25 protein-coding genes and 1 pseudogene are annotated in these 20,490 nt (G+C 49.9%); 18 read left to right on the top strand and 8 right to left on the bottom strand.

All coding sequences use genetic code 11. The features are described from left to right. Positions 1–30 precede the first annotated feature (30 nt). The 3 genes from MKQ70_RS27615 to MKQ70_RS39740 all read left to right on the top strand — a co-directional run bounded on the left by MKQ70_RS27615 (position 31) and on the right by MKQ70_RS39740 (position 4,364). The gene (locus MKQ70_RS27615; protein WP_248076013.1) at positions 31–1,035 is read left to right on the top strand and encodes an efflux RND transporter periplasmic adaptor subunit; all 1,005 of its coding nucleotides are present in this window, start codon (positions 31–33) and stop codon (positions 1,033–1,035) included. A 133-nt stretch (positions 1,036–1,168) separates the two neighbouring features. Then, positions 1,169–2,755 carry an efflux RND transporter permease subunit gene (locus MKQ70_RS39745; RefSeq protein WP_282456807.1) on the top strand — a complete coding sequence of 529 codons (1,587 nt, stop codon included), beginning with the start codon at positions 1,169–1,171 and terminating at the stop codon, positions 2,753–2,755. 16 nt (positions 2,756–2,771) lie between these two features. Next, positions 2,772–4,364: an efflux RND transporter permease subunit gene (locus MKQ70_RS39740; protein WP_282456805.1), complete on the top strand. Its 1,593-nt coding sequence runs from the start codon at positions 2,772–2,774 to the stop codon at positions 4,362–4,364. A gap of 159 nt (positions 4,365–4,523) precedes the next feature. Here the strand turns inward: MKQ70_RS39740 and MKQ70_RS27605 are convergent, their stop codons facing one another. Continuing rightward, positions 4,524–5,798 carry a histidine kinase gene (locus MKQ70_RS27605; RefSeq protein ID WP_248076012.1) on the bottom strand — a complete coding sequence of 425 codons (1,275 nt, stop codon included), beginning with the start codon at positions 5,796–5,798 and terminating at the stop codon, positions 4,524–4,526. 307 nt (positions 5,799–6,105) lie between these two features. Here MKQ70_RS27605 and pheS point away from each other — a divergent pair, with 307 nt between their 5' ends. From pheS to MKQ70_RS27590, 3 genes are read left to right on the top strand one after another with little or no spacing between them, the layout of a single operon-like run. After that, complete coding sequence (gene pheS / locus MKQ70_RS27600; RefSeq protein WP_248076010.1) at positions 6,106–6,999, top strand: phenylalanine--tRNA ligase subunit alpha; 894 nt, start codon at positions 6,106–6,108, stop codon at positions 6,997–6,999. 9 nt (positions 7,000–7,008) lie between these two features. Then, positions 7,009–7,872 (top strand): 3-hydroxyacyl-CoA dehydrogenase family protein, encoded by an 864-nt coding sequence (locus MKQ70_RS27595; RefSeq protein ID WP_248076006.1) that lies wholly within the window; start codon positions 7,009–7,011, stop codon positions 7,870–7,872. Between the two features lie 13 nt (positions 7,873–7,885). Beyond that, positions 7,886–8,869 (top strand): NAD-dependent epimerase/dehydratase family protein, encoded by a 984-nt coding sequence (locus MKQ70_RS27590; RefSeq protein WP_248076003.1) that lies wholly within the window; start codon positions 7,886–7,888, stop codon positions 8,867–8,869. Here the strand turns inward: MKQ70_RS27590 and MKQ70_RS27585 are convergent. From MKQ70_RS27585 to MKQ70_RS27570, 4 genes are all read right to left on the bottom strand, one after another. After that, entirely contained in the window at positions 8,866–9,540 is a 675-nt protein-coding gene (locus MKQ70_RS27585) for a hypothetical protein (RefSeq protein WP_248076002.1), read from the bottom strand. The two genes, MKQ70_RS27590 and MKQ70_RS27585, sit on opposite strands and share 4 nt — an antisense overlap. A 233-nt stretch (positions 9,541–9,773) precedes the next feature. Continuing rightward, complete coding sequence (locus MKQ70_RS27580; RefSeq protein ID WP_248081695.1) at positions 9,774–10,211, bottom strand: LbetaH domain-containing protein; 438 nt, start codon at positions 10,209–10,211, stop codon at positions 9,774–9,776. Beyond that, positions 10,211–10,726, bottom strand: coding sequence for an LpxD N-terminal domain-containing protein (locus MKQ70_RS27575; RefSeq protein WP_248076000.1), 516 nt, complete (start codon positions 10,724–10,726; stop codon positions 10,211–10,213). Before MKQ70_RS27575 ends, MKQ70_RS27580 begins: the two co-directional genes overlap by 1 nt. Before the next feature lie 444 nt (positions 10,727–11,170). Continuing rightward, a complete protein-coding gene (locus MKQ70_RS27570; RefSeq protein ID WP_248075990.1) occupies positions 11,171–11,833 on the bottom strand; it encodes a Crp/Fnr family transcriptional regulator in 663 nt (220 codons plus the stop codon). A 192-nt stretch (positions 11,834–12,025) separates the two neighbouring features. Here MKQ70_RS27570 and MKQ70_RS27565 point away from each other — a divergent pair, with 192 nt between their 5' ends. From MKQ70_RS27565 to MKQ70_RS41555, 12 genes and pseudogenes are all read left to right on the top strand, one after another. Continuing rightward, positions 12,026–12,448, top strand: a complete 423-nt coding sequence (locus tag MKQ70_RS27565) for a pseudouridine synthase (protein WP_248075987.1) — start codon at positions 12,026–12,028, stop codon at positions 12,446–12,448. Positions 12,449–12,468: 20 nt separating this feature from the next. Then, positions 12,469–12,615 carry a hypothetical protein gene (locus tag MKQ70_RS27560; protein ID WP_248075984.1) on the top strand — a complete coding sequence of 49 codons (147 nt, stop codon included), beginning with the start codon at positions 12,469–12,471 and terminating at the stop codon, positions 12,613–12,615. A 54-nt stretch (positions 12,616–12,669) separates the two neighbouring features. After that, positions 12,670–13,092 carry a YicC/YloC family endoribonuclease gene (locus tag MKQ70_RS27555; protein WP_248075981.1) on the top strand — a complete coding sequence of 141 codons (423 nt, stop codon included), beginning with the start codon at positions 12,670–12,672 and terminating at the stop codon, positions 13,090–13,092. Then, the gene (locus MKQ70_RS27550; protein WP_248075979.1) at positions 13,089–13,562 is read left to right on the top strand and encodes a DUF1732 domain-containing protein; all 474 of its coding nucleotides are present in this window, start codon (positions 13,089–13,091) and stop codon (positions 13,560–13,562) included. The genes MKQ70_RS27555 and MKQ70_RS27550 overlap by 4 nt, the downstream gene beginning before the upstream one ends. After that, the gene (locus MKQ70_RS27545; RefSeq protein ID WP_248075970.1) at positions 13,552–14,058 is read left to right on the top strand and encodes a gliding motility lipoprotein GldH; all 507 of its coding nucleotides are present in this window, start codon (positions 13,552–13,554) and stop codon (positions 14,056–14,058) included. Before MKQ70_RS27550 ends, MKQ70_RS27545 begins: the two co-directional genes overlap by 11 nt. After that, positions 14,059–15,075 (top strand): sensor histidine kinase, encoded by a 1,017-nt coding sequence (locus MKQ70_RS27540; RefSeq protein WP_248075967.1) that lies wholly within the window; start codon positions 14,059–14,061, stop codon positions 15,073–15,075. A gap of 70 nt (positions 15,076–15,145) precedes the next feature. Beyond that, the gene (locus tag MKQ70_RS27535) at positions 15,146–15,685 is read left to right on the top strand and encodes a response regulator transcription factor (RefSeq protein ID WP_248075965.1); all 540 of its coding nucleotides are present in this window, start codon (positions 15,146–15,148) and stop codon (positions 15,683–15,685) included. Continuing rightward, positions 15,646–15,855: a winged helix-turn-helix domain-containing protein gene (locus MKQ70_RS27530; protein ID WP_248075962.1), complete on the top strand. Its 210-nt coding sequence runs from the start codon at positions 15,646–15,648 to the stop codon at positions 15,853–15,855. Before MKQ70_RS27535 ends, MKQ70_RS27530 begins: the two co-directional genes overlap by 40 nt. A gap of 336 nt (positions 15,856–16,191) precedes the next feature. Then, the gene (locus MKQ70_RS27525) at positions 16,192–16,608 is read left to right on the top strand and encodes a histidine kinase (protein ID WP_248075960.1); all 417 of its coding nucleotides are present in this window, start codon (positions 16,192–16,194) and stop codon (positions 16,606–16,608) included. A gap of 8 nt (positions 16,609–16,616) precedes the next feature. Then, positions 16,617–16,895: a hypothetical protein gene (locus MKQ70_RS27520; RefSeq protein ID WP_248075951.1), complete on the top strand. Its 279-nt coding sequence runs from the start codon at positions 16,617–16,619 to the stop codon at positions 16,893–16,895. Further along, positions 16,885–17,238: a LytR/AlgR family response regulator transcription factor gene (locus MKQ70_RS27515; protein WP_248075949.1), complete on the top strand. Its 354-nt coding sequence runs from the start codon at positions 16,885–16,887 to the stop codon at positions 17,236–17,238. Before MKQ70_RS27520 ends, MKQ70_RS27515 begins: the two co-directional genes overlap by 11 nt. An 89-nt stretch (positions 17,239–17,327) precedes the next feature. Then, positions 17,328–17,686: pseudogene (locus tag MKQ70_RS41555) on the top strand (LytR/AlgR family response regulator transcription factor). Here MKQ70_RS41555 and MKQ70_RS27505 read toward each other — a convergent pair. The 3 genes from MKQ70_RS27505 to MKQ70_RS27495 are packed head-to-tail and all read right to left on the bottom strand — an operon-like array spanning position 17,681 to position 20,350. Continuing rightward, positions 17,681–18,052, bottom strand: coding sequence for an SH3 domain-containing protein (locus MKQ70_RS27505; RefSeq protein ID WP_248075944.1), 372 nt, complete (start codon positions 18,050–18,052; stop codon positions 17,681–17,683). The pseudogene MKQ70_RS41555 and the gene MKQ70_RS27505 sit on opposite strands and share 6 nt — an antisense overlap. Before the next feature lie 11 nt (positions 18,053–18,063). Next, on the bottom strand, positions 18,064–18,444 hold the full coding sequence (locus MKQ70_RS27500) for a hypothetical protein (RefSeq protein WP_248075942.1): 381 nt from the start codon (positions 18,442–18,444) through the stop codon (positions 18,064–18,066). 31 nt (positions 18,445–18,475) lie between these two features. After that, positions 18,476–20,350, bottom strand: a complete 1,875-nt coding sequence (locus MKQ70_RS27495) for a BatD family protein (protein ID WP_248075940.1) — start codon at positions 20,348–20,350, stop codon at positions 18,476–18,478. Positions 20,351–20,490 lie beyond the last annotated feature (140 nt).

Below are 20,490 nucleotides of genomic sequence, written 5' to 3'. Positions count from 1 at the left end.
TATCACTATAGGTGCGCTCGCGTTGATCATGTGGAAGCTGAGCGCCAACAAAAAGAGAACGTTGAAAAAACGGAAATCGTAAAAACAAGCAACAGCGGCGCCGTTCCGGTGCTGGTGGAGAAAGCGGCTAAAACTGAGTTCGACAGGCAGTTTACAGCGAACGGCAACTTTGCCCCGGTGCGCGAACTTACTTATCTGTCCGAAACTTCCGGCCGCATTACAAAATTGCTGGTAGATGAAGGTTCTTTTGTTAGCCAGGGCGCCATGCTTGCCCGGGTAGACGATGAGCTGCTGAGCACCGACCTCAAATCCAGCGAGGTGAACATGAAACAATTGAAAGTGGATATGGAACGTAACGAAGCCGCACTGAAAAACGGTGGTGTTACGCAAAAGCAATACGACGACGCGAAACTGCAGTACGAACTGGCTATCGCGAAAGTGGAAAGCGCGAACCGCAGGGTAAAAGACACTTATGTGAAAGCGCCGATCCAGGGTACCATCAACAAGAAATATGTTGAATTAGGTTCTTATCTCACGCCCGGCACTAAAATGTTCGACATCGTGGATGTAAGCCGCCTGAAACTCGCCGTATCAGTTCCGGAAGCGCAGGTGATCAACTTAAAAGTAGGTCAGTCTGTAAAGGTGACCAGCAATGTATATCCCGAAGTAAACTATACCGGTAAAATCACTTTCATCGCTTCCAAAGGCGACGCTACGCTGAACTACCCGGTAGAAATGGAAATTGCGAATGTTAGCGGCAAAGCACTGAAAGCCGGCATGTACGGCACCGCGCAGTTCGAAATGCCTAAAATGGACCCGGCAATCCTGGTAGCACGTACCGCGTTTGTCGGTGGTGTAAATAGCAACAACGTATACGTAATGGAAGGCGAAATAGCCAAATTGCGTAAGGTGGTGGCAGGCCGCATTTTTGGCGACCGTGTAGAAGTTCGCGAAGGCCTTAGCGAAGGCGACATAGTAATTACCAGCGGCCAGATTAACCTGGCAGACGGCTCAAAAGTAACCGTGCAGAAGTAACAGAGGAACCCGATAAATTTTTTGGCCGGTTGGCTGGTGGTTGGCGCTCAAAGCGCGAGGCGGATACTCTCCGCGTAGTGAACGAACGCATGCAACATCATTGGCCGATCAGGCCGCCAAACTAAACAGTATTATGAAAATTACTGAAGTATCCATAAAAAGACCTACCGTCGTAGTGGTGCTGTTCACCATCCTTACGCTGATGGGGATTATCAGTTACAAGTCGCTGAACTATGAGCTGCTGCCCAAGTTTTCGTCGCCGGTAGTGTCTATCACCACTGTGTATCCCGGTGCCTCCCCTTCCGAGGTGGAAAGCACGGTGACTAAAAAAATTGAGGACGCGGTAGCCTCCATGGAAAAGGTGAAGAAAATCATTTCTAAGTCTTCCGAAGGTCTTTCCAGCGTAACCGTAGAGCTGAACAACGATGCGAACGCGGATCTTGGTCTGCAGGATGCGCAACGTAAAATCAACTCCATCATTTCCGATCTGCCCGGCGATGCGAAAACGCCTTCGCTGAACAAGTTTTCGCTCGACGACTTGCCGATCATCACCCTGTCAGCCACCGCTAAAATGGACGACAAGGCTTTCTATGACCTGATCGATAAAAAAGTACAGCCAACCTTATCCCGTCTGCCGGGCGTGGCGCAGGTAAGCATCATCGGTGGCCAGGAACGCGAGATCCAGATCAGCATTGATCCGGCTAAGCTTGAGGCGTACAAACTTTCTATTCTGCAAGTGAGGAATATCATTACCAATGCTAACCTCGACTTCCCTACCGGTAAGGTAAAAACGACCGACCAGCAAATACTGGTAAGGCTTGCCGGTAAGTACAAAAACGTGGACCAACTGCGGGACCTGGTAATTACCACTACCGCAGACGGTTCGCAAATCCGCCTCGGCGATGTGGCGGATGTGCAGGATGCGCAGAAAGATGCAGAACGTATTGCGCGCCTCGATGGCGTAAATGCGATCGCCCTGAAGATCCAGAAGCAAACAGATGCAAACGCTGTAGTCGTGAGTGAGGAAACGAAAAAGGCAATCGCGAAAATTGAACAGGATTACGCTGTTAATGGTGTAAGCATCAAAATAGCGAACGACTCTTCGGACTTTACACTGGAATCTGCCGACTCTGTAATTCATGACCTGGTTATTGCGATCTTCCTCGTGGCGGCTGTAATGCTGTTGTTCCTGCACAGCTTACGTAACGCGATCTTCGTAATGATCTCGATCCCCGCTTCCCTCATCGCGACCTTTATCGGGATGAAGTTTATGGGCTTCTCGCTCAACCTGATGTCCCTGCTCGGTTTATCTCTCGTGGTAGGTATCCTCGTGGATGATGCGATCGTAGTACTGGAAAACATTTACCGTCACATGGAGATGGGCAAGAACAAAGTACGCGCGGCATATGATGGTGTGAAAGAAATCGGTTTTACCGTTACGTCCATCACGCTTGTAATCGTAGTGGTGTTCCTGCCGATTTCGCTTACGAATGGCTTGGTATCTATGATCCTGCGCGAGTTCTGCGTGGTGGTGATGATATCAACCATGTTATCGTTGCTTGCTTCGTTTATGATCGTGCCGCTGCTCTCCAGCCGCTGGGGTAAACTGGAGCACATGACGGGTAAAAATATTTTCGAAAAATTCATCCTGTGGTTCGAGCGTCAGCTGGAGAAATTTACCAACTGGATGACGCATCCTGAAATGGGCGCTGAAGCATAAACTGGCAACCGTTGGTTTGTCTGTTGCACTGCTCGTTGCATCGTTCATGTTGCTGGTAAAAGGTTACATCGGTGGTGAGTTTATCCCGCAGGGCGACCGTGGCCAGTTCATCGTGATGCTCGAAATGCCGAAAGATGCATCGCTGGAGCAAACGAACCTCACTACGCGTAAGGTGGAGCAACTGCTGCATTCGAAAAAAGAAATCACCGCATTGATCACCACCGTTGGTCAGACTTCAGAAGATGGTTTTGGTGCGTCGCAGTCCACTGCTTATAAATCAGAGATTACGGTAATGCTGGTGCCGGCGAAAGAGCGTGCCGATGCTGCCGATATCTATGCCGCAAAACTGAAGGGCGAACTGAACAAACAGTTGCCTGGCGTAAAAGTAAAAACCACGCCCGTAAGTATCATGGGTACTGCACAGAACGCGCCGATCGACCTCGTGGTAATGGGGCCCAGCCTCGATACTGCGATGGCTTTCGCAAAACAGGCCATGGCCGTGTTGCGTACCATCGAAGGTAGCAGTGAGGTGAAGCTTTCTGTAGAGGAAGGTAACCCGGAAATCAACGTGCAGGTGGACCGCGACAAAATGAGCGCGCTGGGCCTGTCACTGGACCAGGTGGGTGGTACGATGCAAACTGCTTTCAGTGGTACTGCCGATGATAGCAAAGTGAAATTCCGCCAGGGAGAATATGAATACGATATCAACATTCGCTTTGACGATTTTAACCGTAAGGATATTAACGATGTAAGCAATATCAGCTTTGTGAATAGCAAGGGCGAACTGGTGAAACTGTCTCAGTTTGCCACCATCACGGAGTCTTCGGGTCCGAGCCGCCTCGAGCGCCGCGATAAGAGTACATCGGTGAATGTGCAGTCGCAGGTAGTGGGTCGTCCGACCGGTACCGTAGCAGCGGAATTCGGTGAAAAGCTGGCCCAAATGCACAAACCTGTTGGCGTATCTTACCTGTTCGGTGGCGACGCCGAAAACCAGGGCGACTCGTTCGGCACGCTGGGCGCGGCGTTGCTGATCTCCATCGTATTGGTGTACCTGATCATGGTGGCGCTGTACGATAACTATATTTATCCATTCGTGGTACTGTTCTCTATCCCGCTGGCCATCATCGGTGCATTGCTGGCGCTGGCGCTCACGAACAACACGCTCAACATCTTCACTATCTTAGGTATGATCATGTTGATTGGTCTGGTAGCAAAGAACGCGATCATTCTCGTGGACTTCACGAACCAGATGAAAGAGCAGGGACAAAGTACGTACAACGCCCTCATCCACGCTAACCACGCACGTTTGCGGCCGATTCTGATGACTACGATCGCGATGGTGATTGGTATGTTGCCGATCGCGTTGGCAACAGGTGGTGTGGCCGCAACGAAGAACGGTCTGGCCTGGGTAATCATCGGTGGTTTGATTTCGTCGATGTTCCTTACCCTGATCGTGGTGCCGGTAGTATATGCGATCGTGGATAAAATCATGGCGAAATTCGGTATGGGTAAAATATCGAAGAAACGCCTCATCCGCCAGCGTATGGTGGCGCCATATGGCGAAGAGCTGAATGAGCGTGAAAACGCATCAGCACAAATGATGAACTAGTTGTAACAGCATAAAAATAATGTTACAAACAGTGTAACAGTTGTAGGTTTAACTAAATGGCCGGGATAGTCTTATCCCGGCCTTCTTTTTTTTTTTTTATGTAATCAGCTTTAGCTATTCTTTGCTTCCCCCGTTGCGTCGCACACTTCAGCCGCAGCGCTAGATCGGCATCTCGAATGAGATGTTCACTTTGGTACCCGCGGCGCCGCCCTCTTCATCAAACAGGTCATACACATCGATCCTGAATTGTGTGTTGAACAATGCTTTGTATAACTCCACGCGTTCCAGGCACAACTGCATGCCGCGCGATTGATAAGCGCCCTGCTTCAAGCCGCCGGTGCGGAGTTGCGCCGATTTTGCACGGCCTATGCCATTGTCAATCACTTCGCACAACAACATTTGCTCGCCGGGCTTTAACCAATTAATATGCAGTTCGCGATCGTGGTCTTTCGGCATAAGGCCATGCCAGATAGCGTTTTCGAGGAATGGTTGTATCAACATGCCAGGTACAAAATGCGAATCTGCATCTATCTGTTCATCTACCTGTATGTTGTATTTAAATGCTTTGTCTACCCGCAGTGCCTCTATATTTAAATAGTGTTGCAACAGTGTGATTTCTTCGTGCAGCGGAATAAAATTTTTCTCGGCATGTGTGAGCACCATGCGTAACAGTTTGGCAAAGTTGCTCAAATAGGAGGCGGCTTTATCTACCTGGTTAGTGAGAATACAATTATAAATGCCATTTAAACAGTTGAACAAAAAATGAGGGTTCATTTGCGATTTCAGCGACACAAGCCGCAGTTCCGATAACTGTTTGTGCAGCAGTTGCACTTCCTTTTCACGCTGCTGCGCTATTTCTTCCGCTATCGTTTTACCAATTTTTACGGCGCAGATAGCGGCTATGTTTTCCAACAAAGAAAGATGTTCCTGCGTATAAAAATACTTGTGCGAATGCTCGGAGTCGATGATGCCATACACCCTGCCTTCATAAAAAATTGGTACGGCAATTTCGGAAAAGCGTTGTTCATCGTCGAGTATATAACGCGTATCGCGGCTGGTGTCGCCAATAATTTCGGCGTGGCCTGTAGCGGCTACTGCGCCTACGATGCCGCGCCCTACCGGTATTTCTATCGGGTCGCGTATTTCGAAGCGCACCGGATTTTTGGGGCCATAGGCGGCGGTTTGCACAAGGCGCTGCCGCTTTTCGTCGAGCAGGTAAATAACACAGTCTTCGAAATTGAGTTGGGAGATGCAGTTTTTGGCTACGTCCCACATAATATCTTCAATAGTGTTTTTGCCATATAATGAGGTGGCGAAGTAGTTCAGCATTGCTTCCGCACGATATTTTCGGCGGTAGCGGAAAAACAAAAGAACGAACCATACTGCCGCGGCAAGCAGCAGGCCGGTAAAAAGGATGTATGGAAGGGACGGCATACGCGTATTCCGGTTTTAAGATAGCAAAGGTATCAGGCTACGGCGGAATTTTACGGCGATTCTCGTTTCACTAACCAGAAGGTACGATTTTTTAACCATAAATCCCGTACGGGCGGATGGTTTAGCCATTAAATGCTAAATATCTTCAATTCAATTATCTTTGTTGCCTTATGGAGCAGTTAGTACAGCAAATAGAAGCTTACAAGCAGGAAATTGCGGCGTTCAAACCCGCCAATGCCGAGGAACTGGAACAATACCGTATCCGCTTCCGGGCACCAAAGGCATTGTAAAGGCCACCTTCGGCGAGATGAAGGCCGTGCCCAACGAACAGAAAAAGGAATTCGGCCTGGTGCTGAACGCTTTTAAACAGGCTGCAGAAGCCAAATATGAGGAATTTGCCGCGCTCAAGGACAGTGCTGCTTCCGCTGCTGATGCCGGCCTGGACCTGAGCCTGCCTGCCGAACCGCAGCTGCTGGGTACCCGCCACCCGATTACCATCGTACGAAATAAGATTGTAAGCATATTCGAGCGCCTTGGCTTCAGCATTGCCGAGGGACCCGAAATAGAGGACGACTGGCACAACTTTACCGCCCTCAATCTCCCGGAAAATCACCCTGCCCGCGATATGCAGGATACTTTTTACATTAACCAGGACCCTGCCTGGATGCTGCGTACGCACACATCTTCCGTACAGGTAAGGGCCATGGAAAAGGGTGAACTGCCGATCCGGATTATTTGTCCGGGCCGCGTATACCGTAACGAAACCATTAGCGCACGCGCTCACTGCTTCTTCCACCAGGTAGAAGGTCTATACATTGCCGAAAACGTATCGTTCGCCGACCTGAAACAAACACTGTATCACTTTGTACAGGAATTTTTCAGCAAGGATGCGCAGGTACGGTTCCGTCCCTCCTACTTCCCGTTCACCGAGCCCAGCGCCGAAATGGACGTGACCTGCTTTATTTGCGGTGGTCCCGGCTGTAATGTGTGTAAGCATACCGGCTGGGTAGAGATCCTGGGTTGCGGCATGGTGCATCCGAACCTGTTGCGCAATTCCGGCATTGATCCGGAAAAATATACCGGCTTTGCTTTCGGTATGGGTATAGAGCGTTTAACCATGATGAAATATCAACTGAACGATCTCCGCCTCTTCTCTGAGAACGACGTGCGTTTCCTGCGGCAGTTCGAGGATGTGATTTAAACGAGCAACATGTTTACGGTCCACGAAATCAATAGCATTGCCGTTTGCGGCGCCGGTACCATGGGCGCCGGTATCGCGCAGGTAACGGCATCACATGGCTACTATACTATCCTGCTGGATGTGCACGAGCCTATGCTCGACAAAGCCCGCGAACAGATTGCGCAAAGTTTGTTGCAGCAGGTAGAGAAAGGCCGCATTTCGGCAGATGATGCATTGTCTGCACAAGGCCGCATCCGCTACGCCTCTGATCCGCAGGACTGCCTGGCCGACGTGATCATAGAAGCCATCGTGGAAAAACCGGCTGCGAAAGTGGCGTTGTTTAACCAGCTGGCGGAAGTGAACCACAGCGAAGCCGTGTTTGCGAGCAATACTTCTTCTCTTTCTATTGATGCCATTGCGCGGGAGGTGATGAATCCAGTCCGTGTGGCCGGATTCCATTTCTTTAACCCCGCCCCGGTGATGAAGCTGGTAGAAGTAGTGAGTGGCGCGCAAACCGCGCCCTGGGTGAGCGAGTTGCTGTACGAGTTGGCATTGCAGTTAGGTAAAACACCCGTGCGTGTAAACGATGCCCCGGGATTTATCGTGAATCGTGTGGCGCGTCATTTTTACCTGGAGGCCATGCAGCTGGCAGCCAGCGAAGCAGCCGGGTTCAAAACCATTGACACATTAATGGAGTCGGCCGGCTTTAAAATGGGGCCATTTGCATTGATGGACCTGATCGGCAATGATGTGAACCTGGCCGTAAGCACTTCTATGTACAACGCTTTTGACAAAGCCCCGCGTTTTGAACCGGGGAAAATGCAGCAGGATTTAGTGGAACAGGGGCATCTGGGCCGCAAAACCGGGAAAGGATTTTACGATTACAACAAATAGCAATATTCAGCGCATGATCTTAGTTACCGGTGGTACGGGTTTTTTAGGGAGTCACTTAATACGGACGTTGGTACAGGCGGGCAAGCCTGTAAAAGCGCTGTACCGTAAACATATTCCCGACCAGCTGGCGGATGTGCGCGATAAAGTAATGTGGGTAAAAGGCGACGTGCTCGACGTGACTGCACTGGAAGAAGCGATGGAGGACGTAACGCATGTGTACCATTGCGCGGCGGTGGTTTCCTTCAATCCCATCCACAAATACGAAATGCTGAAGATCAATATTGAAGGAACGAGCAACATCGTGAACCTTTGCATCGACTTCAACATACAAAAACTGGTGCATGTAAGTTCCGTAGCCTCTTTGGGGAGAGCGAAGGAAATGAAAGAGATCAGCGAAGAAAACAGTTGGGAAGAAAGCAAAAACAATTCGGCTTACGCATTAAGCAAGCACCTGTCTGAAATGGAAGTTTGGCGTGGTATTGCAGAAGGACTAAACGCGGTGATGGTAAACCCCTCCATCATCCTGGGCAGCGGTTATTGGGGCGATGGCTCCGGCGCGCTGCTGAAAAATGCCTGGAAAGAATTTCCGTTTTATACGCAGGGCATCAACGGATTTGTGGATGTGGAAGATGTGGTGAAAGCCATGGTGATGCTGATGGAGAGCGATATAACGAAACACCGCTTTGTACTGTCTGCTGCCAACTGGAGCTACCGCGACCTGTTTACTAAGATGGCGGAAGGGCTGCATAAAAAGCCGCCGCATATTGCCGCCAAGCCACGGATGGCTGCGCTGGTATGGCGCGTGGAAAAACTGAAGAGTTTTATTACCGGGAAACCTGCGCTGATTACCAGGGAAACGGCGCGGACGGCGCAGCTGAAGGTGTTTTACAATAGCGACAAAATTACGAAGATGCTGCCCGGTTATACCTTTAAACCGTTGGACCAGACGATCCGGGAAATATCTGCGAAGTATCTTGAATACAAAAAGACAAACTAAATACGCATGAGCAGTGCGCTCATAGCGGCCACCAATATCTTTTTCTGGCCCTCCTCCACTTTTACGCTTACCCACATGCGTGGCTGTTCGGCCACCATTACTGCCGCCAGCGTTTTTTTACCATCATGAAATTCGAAGCAGGGTTTTTCGTGCGAGTTCACGATGCCGAATTTGTTGTGTGCGGTGATGCGTAGCTCTTCTTTGCCGCTTCTTAAAATGCCGATACTGGCGTTGTCGTTCAGGTTCAGGTAGCTGGGGTCTTTGAGCAGCAGCTCCCAGGTTTGCAGCGGTTGCGCTTTGGTGCCGTTGATCCAGGCATAAAAGAGGGTGGCTTCGCCTTTTAATTCGGAAAGGTACTTTGGCAGCTTTTGTTCGGAAAAGGTAATGATGGGAGTGCGTAGTACCTGCACGAGCATATTTTCATCTTCGCCCTTTACCGTGAAATTGGACGCGTTTTGCGTGTTTTTGAACTGTGCCGACGGTGAGCCTGCAGCGATGCCGTTTTTGCGGGAGGACGTGCTGAAATTGCCCATTGTGACGGTTTTAGCACTGAACCAACCATCGTTGATGGTTACTTTCCATTCCTGTTCGGTGGTATATAGGTCGTCTTTGGCTGGAGCGGCGGCGGTGAGGCAGATGCAGGCGAAGAGGAAGGTGGCGATCCGTTTCATGGGTTGTGGGTTGTTTCGAGGTGCTAATTTAAAGGTTATTGCCGATATGGTGGGCTATGTATACATGGCCCTTGAACAACGGGTGCTTATTGGCCGGCAAAGTATACATGGCCCTTTAACAACGGGTGCTTATTGGCCGGCAAAGTATACATGGCTCTCAAACCATCCGCGTCCGCCATTTATAGACGGGTACCAAACGAAAACGCCCCGGCAGTACCGGGGCGTCCATATAGCTATTCCGCTTTCGCGTTCGTAATTCTTTCCCAGATCTCCGGAATCCTCTTGATCCACGCTAATTCACGCTTCTTCGCTTTCGCATCTTCCGCAGGATAACCAAAGTATACCTTGCCGCCTTCGAGTGAACTTGGTACGCCGCTCTGTGCCAGTACCACCGCATTTTTACCGATGGTCAGGTCTTTGGATACACCCACCTGTCCCCATAGTATTACATTGTCTTCAATAATCGCTTTGCCACCGATCCCTACCTGCGCGGCAAACAGGCAGTTTTTACCGATTACCGCACCGTGGCCGATATGAATCATGTTGTCCAGTTTGGTGCCGCGACCAATGATCGTATCGCCGCTCACGCCCTTATCGATGGTACAACCCGCACCGATTTCCACATCGCTTTCAATGATTACCCGGCCGCAGCTTTCCAGTTTATCGTACATCACTTCGCGGTCGGCGCGTTTCTTGAAGTAAAAGCATCGGAGCCGATTACGGTGCCTGCCTGGATGATCACGTTATCGCCGATGACGGTATGGTCGTAAATGGTAACATTGGGATGAATAAGGCAGTTTTTACCAATGCGAACATGGTGACCCACAAACACATTCGGTTGCAATACCGTGCCTTCCCCGATTACCGCAGTATCGCTGATGGGCGTATGCGCCGGTACAAAGGGACGGAAGCGTTTCACCAGGCTAACATATGCGCTGAAGGGATCGTTGGTCACCAGCAGGGCTTTGCCGGCGGGACAATCCACCTTTTTGTTAATAATGATGATGGTGGCTGCCGAATTAAGGCAGGCGTTATAGTACTTTTCGAAGTCAACGAAAGAGATATCGCCTTCCGTTACCTTATGGATCTCGTTGATGCCGGTTGCCTGTAAACTACTGTTCCCTACAAGCTCTGCGCCTATCAGCGCAGCTATTTCCGTAACCGCGATCGGTGATTCAAACTTCATAAGATGGATTGTTAAGTGAAGCAAAGTTATGGAATTACTGTACGCTGATCGTAACACATCTTCTCCCATCATTACCGTACTGTTATCCACAAATTTTTTAAAGCTGTGAATAAAATTTTTTGCAAATTTTTTCTTTTGTCATGAAATTCTTTTTAATATTGTGTAGGGAAATTTATTTCCCTGTACTTACTAACCCATTCACATAATAAGAAAGTCTGATTGTTCACACAGTCGGACTTTTTTATTCCCTCTGGAACGCTTTGTTCATGCGGCTTTCAACCGGCGAGTTCAAAATCATCTCAACATACTGCACGTACATCAACCTTAAAAAACACCTGGAAATGTACCTGTTGATAAATTCCGAAAATGCCGTTGAGCATCCTCCGAAAGGAAAAAGATAGGTTTTAAACCAGATCGGTTCGAAAAAAATCGGAGATATGGGAGTTAGTCCTGCAGGTTGGCCATTTTAATCAGCTGCTGCAATTGAAGGATGCGGATTTTTTTACCAGAGAGATCGATCACCTTTTCCTTTTTGAACTCGCTCAGCAGGCGAATCGCCGACTCGGTTGCCGTGCCTACCAGGTTGGCAATTTCTTCGCGCGAAAGGGTCACGTTGATGGTTTGTTCATCAGCTTCGAGGCCATACGTTTCTTTGAGGGTAAGCAGTGTTTCGGCCAGGCGTTCTCTTACCGGTTTCTGGGAAAGATGGGTGATTTTGGTTTCGGCTCTCCTCAGTTCGCTGGTGAGAATCTGCATCATGCGCAGCGACAGTGACGGGTCCTTTTGCAGAATGCGAACAAAAACCTCCTTGGGAACGAAACATACGGCGCTATCTTCCAGCACCACCGCGGTAGCGGTATACGTTTCATTACTGATGAGCGCTTTATAGCCGATAAGATCGCCGGGTTTGCAAAGGCGGATAATTTGTTCGCGGCCGTCGTCGCCACTATGGGTAAGTTTTACTTTGCCGGTGTTGATGGCGTAAATGCCATAAGGATGGCTGCCTTCCTGGAATATGATATCGCCCCTTTTGTAGACGGTGCACTGCTTGGCCGCAGCCAACGTTGTGGTATGCTCATCCGACGCGGTCACAAACACATCGTTCATCCGTTTATTACAATACTGGCACGCGATATTTTCTATGATCATACTCGGAACTCATAATCAGGCATGAGGATTTGCAAAAGTACGGAAATACAGCCCCCGACCAAGGGTTTTTGGTCCCGTTTGAGCAGGGTGTGCAATGAGTATCCATGTTCCTCCTTTTCAAAAATCCTACTTTTGCTTTTTTAGGAAGATATGCCACTACGCTACTACATTGTATATAAACCTTACCATGTACTCACCCGCTTCGGCCGCGAGGGCGACAAGCAGGTGCTGGCCGACTTTTTCGACGTACCCAAAGACGTGTACCCGGTGGGCCGGCTCGACTACGACAGCGAAGGGCTGTTGATACTCACCAACGACAAAAATCTTAACCATCGGCTGCTCGACCCGAAGTTTGCCCATGAACGGGAGTACTGGGTACAGGTAGATGGTGCCGTAACACCCGAAGCGGTGGCGCAATTACAAAAGGGCGTAACCATCAACATAGATGGAAAGGACTACCGTACACGTTCCGCCAAAGCACGGTTGTTTGGGGAAGAACCCGCCGTACCGGAACGCAATCCCCCATCCGTTTCCGTAAAAGTATTCCGGCGCCCTGGATCAGCCTTACCCTGAACGAAGGCAAAAACCGGCAGGTGCGCAAGATGACCGCCGCTACCGGTTTTCCCACGTTGAGGCTTATCCGTTACCGGATAGAACGGCTTACGATAGCAGGGATGCAGCCCGGCGACCTGGTAGAAATGACGCGAGGGGAGCTTTTCAAGGCGCTGTTCGATAAATAGACCAGCCTCCCGACCACCGCTCCTTTGCGCTTTGCGCTAATTTAACTAGGTTTGTTGCGTACAAACTTAGTCTATGTTAAAATCCATGACCGGCTTCGGCCGTGCAGAGTTTACCGGAACGATACCACCATCATCGCAGAAGTAAAATCGCTGAATGGCAAACAGTTCGAGGTGAACCTGAAAATGTCACCCCTGTTAAAGCCCTACGAGTTTGATATCCGCAACCAGCTGCAGGCAGTACTGCAACGCGGTACTATCGACGCTACCATCAACATTAAACAGAATGGGGCTACCCGCCCTGTGGTGATTAACAGCGAGCTGGCCAAATATTACCACTCCGCTATCACTTCACTGGCAACAGAACTGCGCCTGCCGCAGGACGATATGCTGAACGTGCTGATGAAGCTCCCCGAAGTAGTAACCCCGCTACCGAACAAATTACCGAAGCAGAATGGAACGAAGCGCTGGACGTATTGAAGCTGGCCCTGAAAGAACTGGACGAACACCGCCAGGACGAAGGCGCCATGTTGCAGAAAGACCTGCTGCTCCGCATCGATAACATTACGGCCTACACCGAAAAAGTACGCGAACTGGACCCGCTGCGCAAAGATAAAGTGCGTACACGCATTGAAACGCTGCTGGCCGAGTATGTAGGTAAGGAAAACGTGGACGGCAACCGCATGGAGCAGGAGCTCGTATTTTACCTGGAAAAACTGGACATCAGCGAAGAGCTCATCCGCCTGGAAAATCACCTCCGCTACTTTAAGGAAATGCTGAAAGACGACGACGCCGCCAAAGGCAAGAAGCTGGGCTTCGTGCTGCAGGAAATTGGCCGAGAAATAAACACCACCGGCTCCAAAGCAAACGATGCCGCTATTCAGCAATGGGTGGTAATGATGAAAGATGAATTGGAAAAAGCAAAAGAACAGGTACTGAATGTTTTGTAATACCAGAAATATCCCGCTGGCAGGCGCCGTACTGGGCCTGCTGTTTTACGTGGCCGCCTGTAAGCCGCCCAAGCTGGACACCTATGAAAAGAACCTCGAGATTCCCGGTCATTCCTGGAAATCCGATTATATCCCCTCTTTTGAATTAAATATTGCACCCGAAGACACCGGGTACTTTTATACGCTTTATGCTAACGTGCGCCACCGCGACAGCTACCCTTTCAGCAACCTGTGGCTCGTAATCCGCATTATCTCGCCAGATAACAAGGTGGACAGCCAGCGTGTAGAATTGCCACTGGAAGATGTTACCGGGAAGTGGCTGGGCAGCGGGACCGACGATATTTTTGAACACCGGGTGCTCATTAACCAACGTGGCGTTTTCGCCAAGCCGGGCGCCTACAAATTCAGCTTTCAACAAAACATGCGGCAGGATCCACTGTCCGGCGTTATGAACGTGGGACTGCGCATCCAGAAAGATACGCTTAGGCTTAGATAGATGAAAAGGATATTCCATAAGCTGGAGAGCGGGAAGATGGTAACACCTGTGTACTTATTCCTGCTTATCTACACCATCATGGCGCTGGTGTGGTGGGGCGTACTGCTGTTTCGCCAGAGCGCGGAAATTACAGGGTACGAACGCGAGAACCTCGCCATGCGGGTCGACAGTCTGAAACGGCCCATGGAATACCGGCTGGCCGAACAGCGGATTACGAAGAACGAAGATCTGCGCACTTTTAAGTTTATTGGCGAAGGCGCTATTTTTATGATCATACTGCTGGTGGGCGCCTGGCTCGTATACCGCGCCATCCGCAAGCAACTCAAGCTGCAACAGCAGCAGCAGAACTTTATGATGGCGGTGACCCACGAACTGAAATCGCCCATCGCCGCCGCTAAACTGAATCTCGAAACCATCCGCAAACGTAAGCTGGACGAAGAGAAACAACACAAACTGATTGACAATACGATCCGGGAAACCAACCGCCTGGACCAGCTTTGTAACAACATTCTGCTGGCGTCGCAGTTCGAAAACCAACGCTATCAGCTTTACCAGGAACAGGTAGACTTGTCGTCGCTGGTGCAGGCCGGCACCGATGAAATAGCCGGGCGCGTAACCTCCCACCGCATTCATTCAGACATCCAGCCGGATATATGGGTCGATGCAGATAAGTTTATGCTGCAGATTGTGTTGAGCAACCTGGTGGAAAATGCCATCAAATACGTACCCAAAGGAACGGATATCGAAGTAAAGCTGTTTGAAAAGGACCGGCTGCTGAAATGGCAGGTCATTGACGCAGGTCCGGGTATACCGGCTGACGAAAAGGACCGCATCTTCCAGAAGTTTTATAGAATAGGAAACGAGAATACCCGCAGTGCCAAAGGATCCGGGCTGGGTTTATACCTTACCAGGAAGATAATTGAACAGCATAACGGCACGATTGTAGTAAAGGATAACGCACCCGCGGGCACGATATTCGAAATCACCCTTGGCGAATATTCTGTACAAAGCGCATAGAAATTAACGAGTTGTCAGTAAATTTATAGAGCGCCCCGGCTGGTTTACCGCGGGCCAAATCATTCAGCATATGAAAGAAGCTACTAAAGCATCAATATTACTGGTAGAAGACGAGGAAAACCTCCGGGAAGCCCTGAAGCTGAACCTGGAGCTGGAGGGGTACGAAGTGACCGCTGTAGATAACGGCACTACTGCTTTGAAGGCTGTTAAAAACGAATATTTCGACCTGATCATACTGGACATCATGCTGCCCGAAATGGACGGCATTGCAGTTTGCGAAAACATCCGCATCCAGAACAACGAAGTGCCCATCTTGTTCCTGAGCGCCAAAAACAGCAGCGCCGACCGCGTACTGGGTCTCAAAAAGGGCGGCGACGACTACATGACCAAGCCCTTTAACCTGGAAGAGCTGCTGCTGCGCGTAGAAAAACTCATCGTAAAAAATAAAAAGATCCGGGATAAAGACAGCGTGCCCAACGTTTACCGCTTCGGCAGCAACACGATTGACTTTGCCGCACAGGAATGCGTAGGTAAAGATGGTAAGCATCATGAGCTTTCTAAAAGGAAACCATGTTGCTCAAGCTGCTCATCGAAAACAAAGGCGAGGTAGTAACCCGCGAAAAGATATTACAGGTGGTTTGGGGGTATAATGTTTATCCTACCACTCGCACCATCGATAATTTCATTCTTAACTTCCGCAAGTATTTTGAAGAAGATAGCCGTAACTCGCGGTACTTCCATTCGGTACGCGGGGTTGGTTACAAGTTTACAGACGTTTGATAAGGGGCTGAAAAGCCCTTTTTTAGTGCCATCTCCCTCCGTTTGTTAATGCGCTAAACCGGTTTATCTCATTCAGAGCCAATTATCGCTCAATCCCCTCCTCTTATCTTTCAAATGTCGCCTAATAATAATTGGCGGTTTTTTGCCTAGCGCCGGGCCTCTATATTTACATATATCTGAGGACCAAAACAGCCCCTGCAGTTACAGTTTATTGTGTTGAATACGTTAAGTTATATTTTTAGACACGCCAGTTGGCTCTACTGGGCGGTTTCCATATCCGGGGCAATTGCCTTCTGCAGCCTTATCATCTGGCGCGAACGTAAGTGGAAGGTAAAAATGCGCAGACAACAGGAGGTGAAACAGTCATGGCGCTCGCTGGAGCTGCACGCTTTCCAGGCGCAGCTCGACCCCTCATTTATTTTCAACAGCCTGAGTGCGATCCATAATTTTATTCTTACCACCAGCACCGACGAAGCCAGCCGGCATTTAATGAGCTTTGCCAAGTTGATGCGCCTGACGATTGAAAACAGCCGCCGCGAATGGATTACATTGGCCGCAGAGCTGGAGGCGCTGGAGTTGTACATTCAGCTGGAACAACTGCGGTTCGGACAAAAGTTCACCTGTCATATTAAGGTGATGAGAGATGTGGACAGGGAACAAACCATGATCCCGCCCTTCATCGTCCAACCATATGCCCGCCATGCCATCTACCGCCGACTCCTGCTGCGCCAGCAGCCTCCGGCGGTTACCTGAATATTGAAGTGGGACATACCCGCAATAATCTTTACATCCGCCTGGAAGATAATGGGGCTTATCGTCCCGCAACGCTACCACCCGATGCAGGCAACGAAGGCGCTGAAATAGCCGCCGAGCGCATTCAGCTGATGAATGTACGGTACGATACACACGCCGAAATCATCACCCGCCACCTCTACGACCATCACCGCCGTATAGAGGGTACGTACACGGTAATTACCCTGCCGGATACCGCCGCCGGCGTGGTGGCAGAGCAGGAGAAAAAACTGGCGGGTGCGAGCTAACCAAGCCGTATATTTACAGCAGGGTTTTACGCTTATTTCTTCTATTATGCAGGCAATTATTGTTGACGATGAAATGCATTGTCGCGAAGTACTTCAGATACTGCTGAACAGGCATTGTCCTGATGTGGAAATCGTGGCGCAATGCGAAAACGGCCAGCAGGGCCTCACCGCGATAGAAAAGTTGCAGCCGCAACTGGTATTCCTTGACGTGGAAATGCCAGGTATGACCGGCTTCGAAATGCTTAAACAGTGTTCGTCCCGTTCCTTTTCCATTATCTTTACCACTGCCTATAACCAATACGCTATACAAGCCTTCCGCCACAGCGCGCTTGATTTTTATTGAAACCGGTGGATAAGGATGAACTGGTGGAGGCGGTAGACAAAGCCCTGGCAAAGCGGCAGGACGGGTCGGACAAGCATGTGAACAGTTTGATGCAGTACCTGTACCAGCACATTCAGCCGAACGAGCGGCTCGCCTTTCCTACTATGGATGGTTTGCGCATGATGGCCATTAAAGATATTACGTACTGCGAATCTGAAGGCGGTTATACACGTGTGTTTACGCAACAGTCGGAAAAGCCGTTGATCATTTGCCGTACGTTAAAAGAAGTAGAGGAAGTACTGGGAGAGAAAGGTTTTTCCGCGTGCACCACAGCTTTATGGTCAACCTCTCGTACATGGATAAATATATTAAGGGCGATGGCGGAGAAATTATCTTAAGTGATGGAAAAAATATTCCTGTTTCCCGGAACAGGAAACAGGAATTCTTATTAAGAATAGAAAGGTTATAACGTTTTGATGCTGGTAGCCGGCACCCAGCCAGTTTTGCCGTCGTTCAGCCCCACTTTGTAAAAATCGCTGGTTTGGTCCAGCACTTCCACACGAAAGCCTTCTTTTATATCGAATACGTCTTTACTGTCACCATCCGGCGCAGCCTTGGCTTTGGCGGCAGACATAGCGATGGCCACATCGTGCGTATTGGCGCGGTGATGCACCCAGGCGGCCATCACGAAGTAGGTGATAAAGCAAACTGCTGCCACGTAGCTCCCGATTTTCAGCAGGGTTTTGCGGCCGGCGAAACGATATGCGCCGTACAGCGCTATAAACGCCCAGCATAGTACGATGGCGCCTGTAGCCCAACCGTTGGCGGTATGCATGCGTTGTGCATTTATCCACCATTTTTCAAAAAACAATAAAGGAAGCGATTGTGCTGTACTGCCGATTTTTTGATTGGCCAGCGCAAGGTTACGCGGTGCGGTTTCATTCGCCGGATCGAGCAGCAATGCCTTCTCGAAACAGTATACTGCTTTGCCCAGCGCGTTGCTGCGGTAAACGCATTGCCGGCGTTCACGTATAGTTCGGGCGACAGGAAAGCTTCATCGATCAGTTGCTGATAAAGGGCTGCAGCCTCGGTATATTGTTGTTGTTTGTACAGGGCATTGGCTTTTTCGAAACGCTGCTGCGGCGGCGTAGCGGCCCATACAGCGTGTGCAGCCAATATGGCCGCTGCGAAAAACAGTAAGCGGATAGTGAGGATAGCGCGTTTCATAGTGGGTATTGGTTGAGGCCCGTTCAGGCCATTACTTTTTCAGATCGTCTTCCAGCTTGCTGATTACATCGATCGCCTGGCGGTAGGTGTGCTGGCGCGACTGGCTGCTGCCGGTAGGTGCATACAGGGCCATTTCACAATTGTCCAGCAACTCGAATAACTCGCGGGTGCTGCTTTCTTCCACTTTATCCTGCAATTTTTCCTGCACCAGCTGTTTGCTGAGTTCCGCCATCGGGATGCGCAGTTTATGGCTTAAGTAGCCCCATACCGCACGGGAGGTTTCTTCGTAAAATGCTTTGTCTTTTTGTTCTTTCAGATAACGTGCCGCCAGCTCCGGGCGTTTCAGCGCTACCTTGTTCGCATTTTTGTGTTTCAGTAAACCGGCATTATTGCTTTGGTACTGCTGGTTGCGGCGATAAGCCACCACTCCGCCATACAGGAGGAATGGCAGGATGAGCAGCGCCCAGAAGAGCGGTTTGCCAAACAGGTAAGGCGTTTGTTTTACCCAGCCTTTTACGGTTGGATAAATGTTGGAAAGGTCGTTGCGCCCAACATTGCTGTAGTCTTGCTTTTCGCGATTGGCGTTTTTGCCCGCGCTTACCGTCAGCGGGAAGTCGGAGGAGCGCAATACTTTATATTCGCCCGCTTTGGGGTCGAAGTAGCTGAACTCCACAGCAGGCAATACCTGGCTGCCTGCCTCGCGCGGCATAAAAATATATTCGAACGTACGCGCGCCGCTAAGCGGGTTGCTGTTTTTATCGAGGTTATCGGTTACTTTCGGATCAAACTTTTCGAAGGCGTCCGGGACGTTTACTTCCGGAGCGCGCATCAGGTTTACGTTACCGGTACCGCTGATGGTCACCTTTAAAGTCACCGCATCATCTGTGCTCAGCGCTTTTTTATCCGCTACCGCACTCATTTCAAAATGGCCTACGGCGCCGGTAAAGCTGGCCGGACGATTTGCCGCCGGTAGCGGTTTTACAGTGATCGTTACCGGGTTGCTTTTTATCTTATAAGGAATGTCTTCGTACGTTACTTCCGGGCGGTTGAAATAGTCTTCGAAGAAAGGATCATCGAACGGACTGTTGCCGAACACATCCCGGAACATGGGATCGTCGAGTTGCTGGTTGCGGCGGGTATTAGCGCCCAGTCGCAGCAAACGCACCTGGTTATCTACTTCTGCCGGGTCCAGTTCCAGCTGGCCGCTTTGTAGCGGGAACAACATGGTTTTGCGGATAGTAAATACTTTGAACTGCTGGCCGTTTACCGTTTCCATGGTGCCCTGCGGCGGATTTGGCAGTTCCACGTCTTTAGCGGAAAAGCCTTTAAAGGCAGGTACTTTCGTTACGCTGGAAGAGGTTTGCAGGCGGGTGTACAGCTTGTAAGTAGCCGTCACCTGTTCACCTTCGTATACATTGGTTTTATCTACTTCTACTTTTACAAAGACATTTTTGCGGAGCTTTTCATTTACATCTTCGCCGGGACGGACAATCGAAGGCGATTCTTCCATCGGCGCGCGGCGTCCATACCGCGGTTGCTGCGCAGGCTGTTGCTGCTGTGGCAGGTTGTTGCGGTTGGTGCGACCGCTGGTCACCTCAATATTTACCGGGTTCGATTTCTTGTTCACGCCATCTACCCGTGCAATGGCACCCGGGATCGTAAAGTTGCCCGTACGTTTGGCCTTAAGCAGGTAAATCACAGCCACCTGCTGGCTGCGCGTACCGTTTACGATCGATGTGCTGGTGGACTGCATCGGCCCCTGTATGATCTCGAAATCTCTAAAATCCGGGGGCGTCAGTTGCGAGAGGTTAGGCGCGTTTTCCAGTACGAACTGTAGCTGCAGGTACTCGTCCATAGAAATGGTGGTGCTGCTTACCTGCGTAACGAAGCGGAACTCCTGTGCCATTGCCGCAAAGGCAAAGCAGCAAGCCAATAATGTTAAGATACTTTTTTACCTATCCGGATCATATAAATCATCAAAAACAAATTTAACCAATGCCTTCCCCCTAAAATATTAAAAACAAGTTAAAAGTAAGTTAAAAATAA

The sequence above is a fragment of the Chitinophaga sedimenti genome (assembly GCF_023156195.1).
GTDB classification, from domain to species: domain Bacteria; phylum Bacteroidota; class Bacteroidia; order Chitinophagales; family Chitinophagaceae; genus Chitinophaga; species Chitinophaga sedimenti.
The sequence above is the reverse complement of the archived record's forward strand: the minus strand, read 5'-3'. Positions and strand labels throughout refer to the sequence as shown.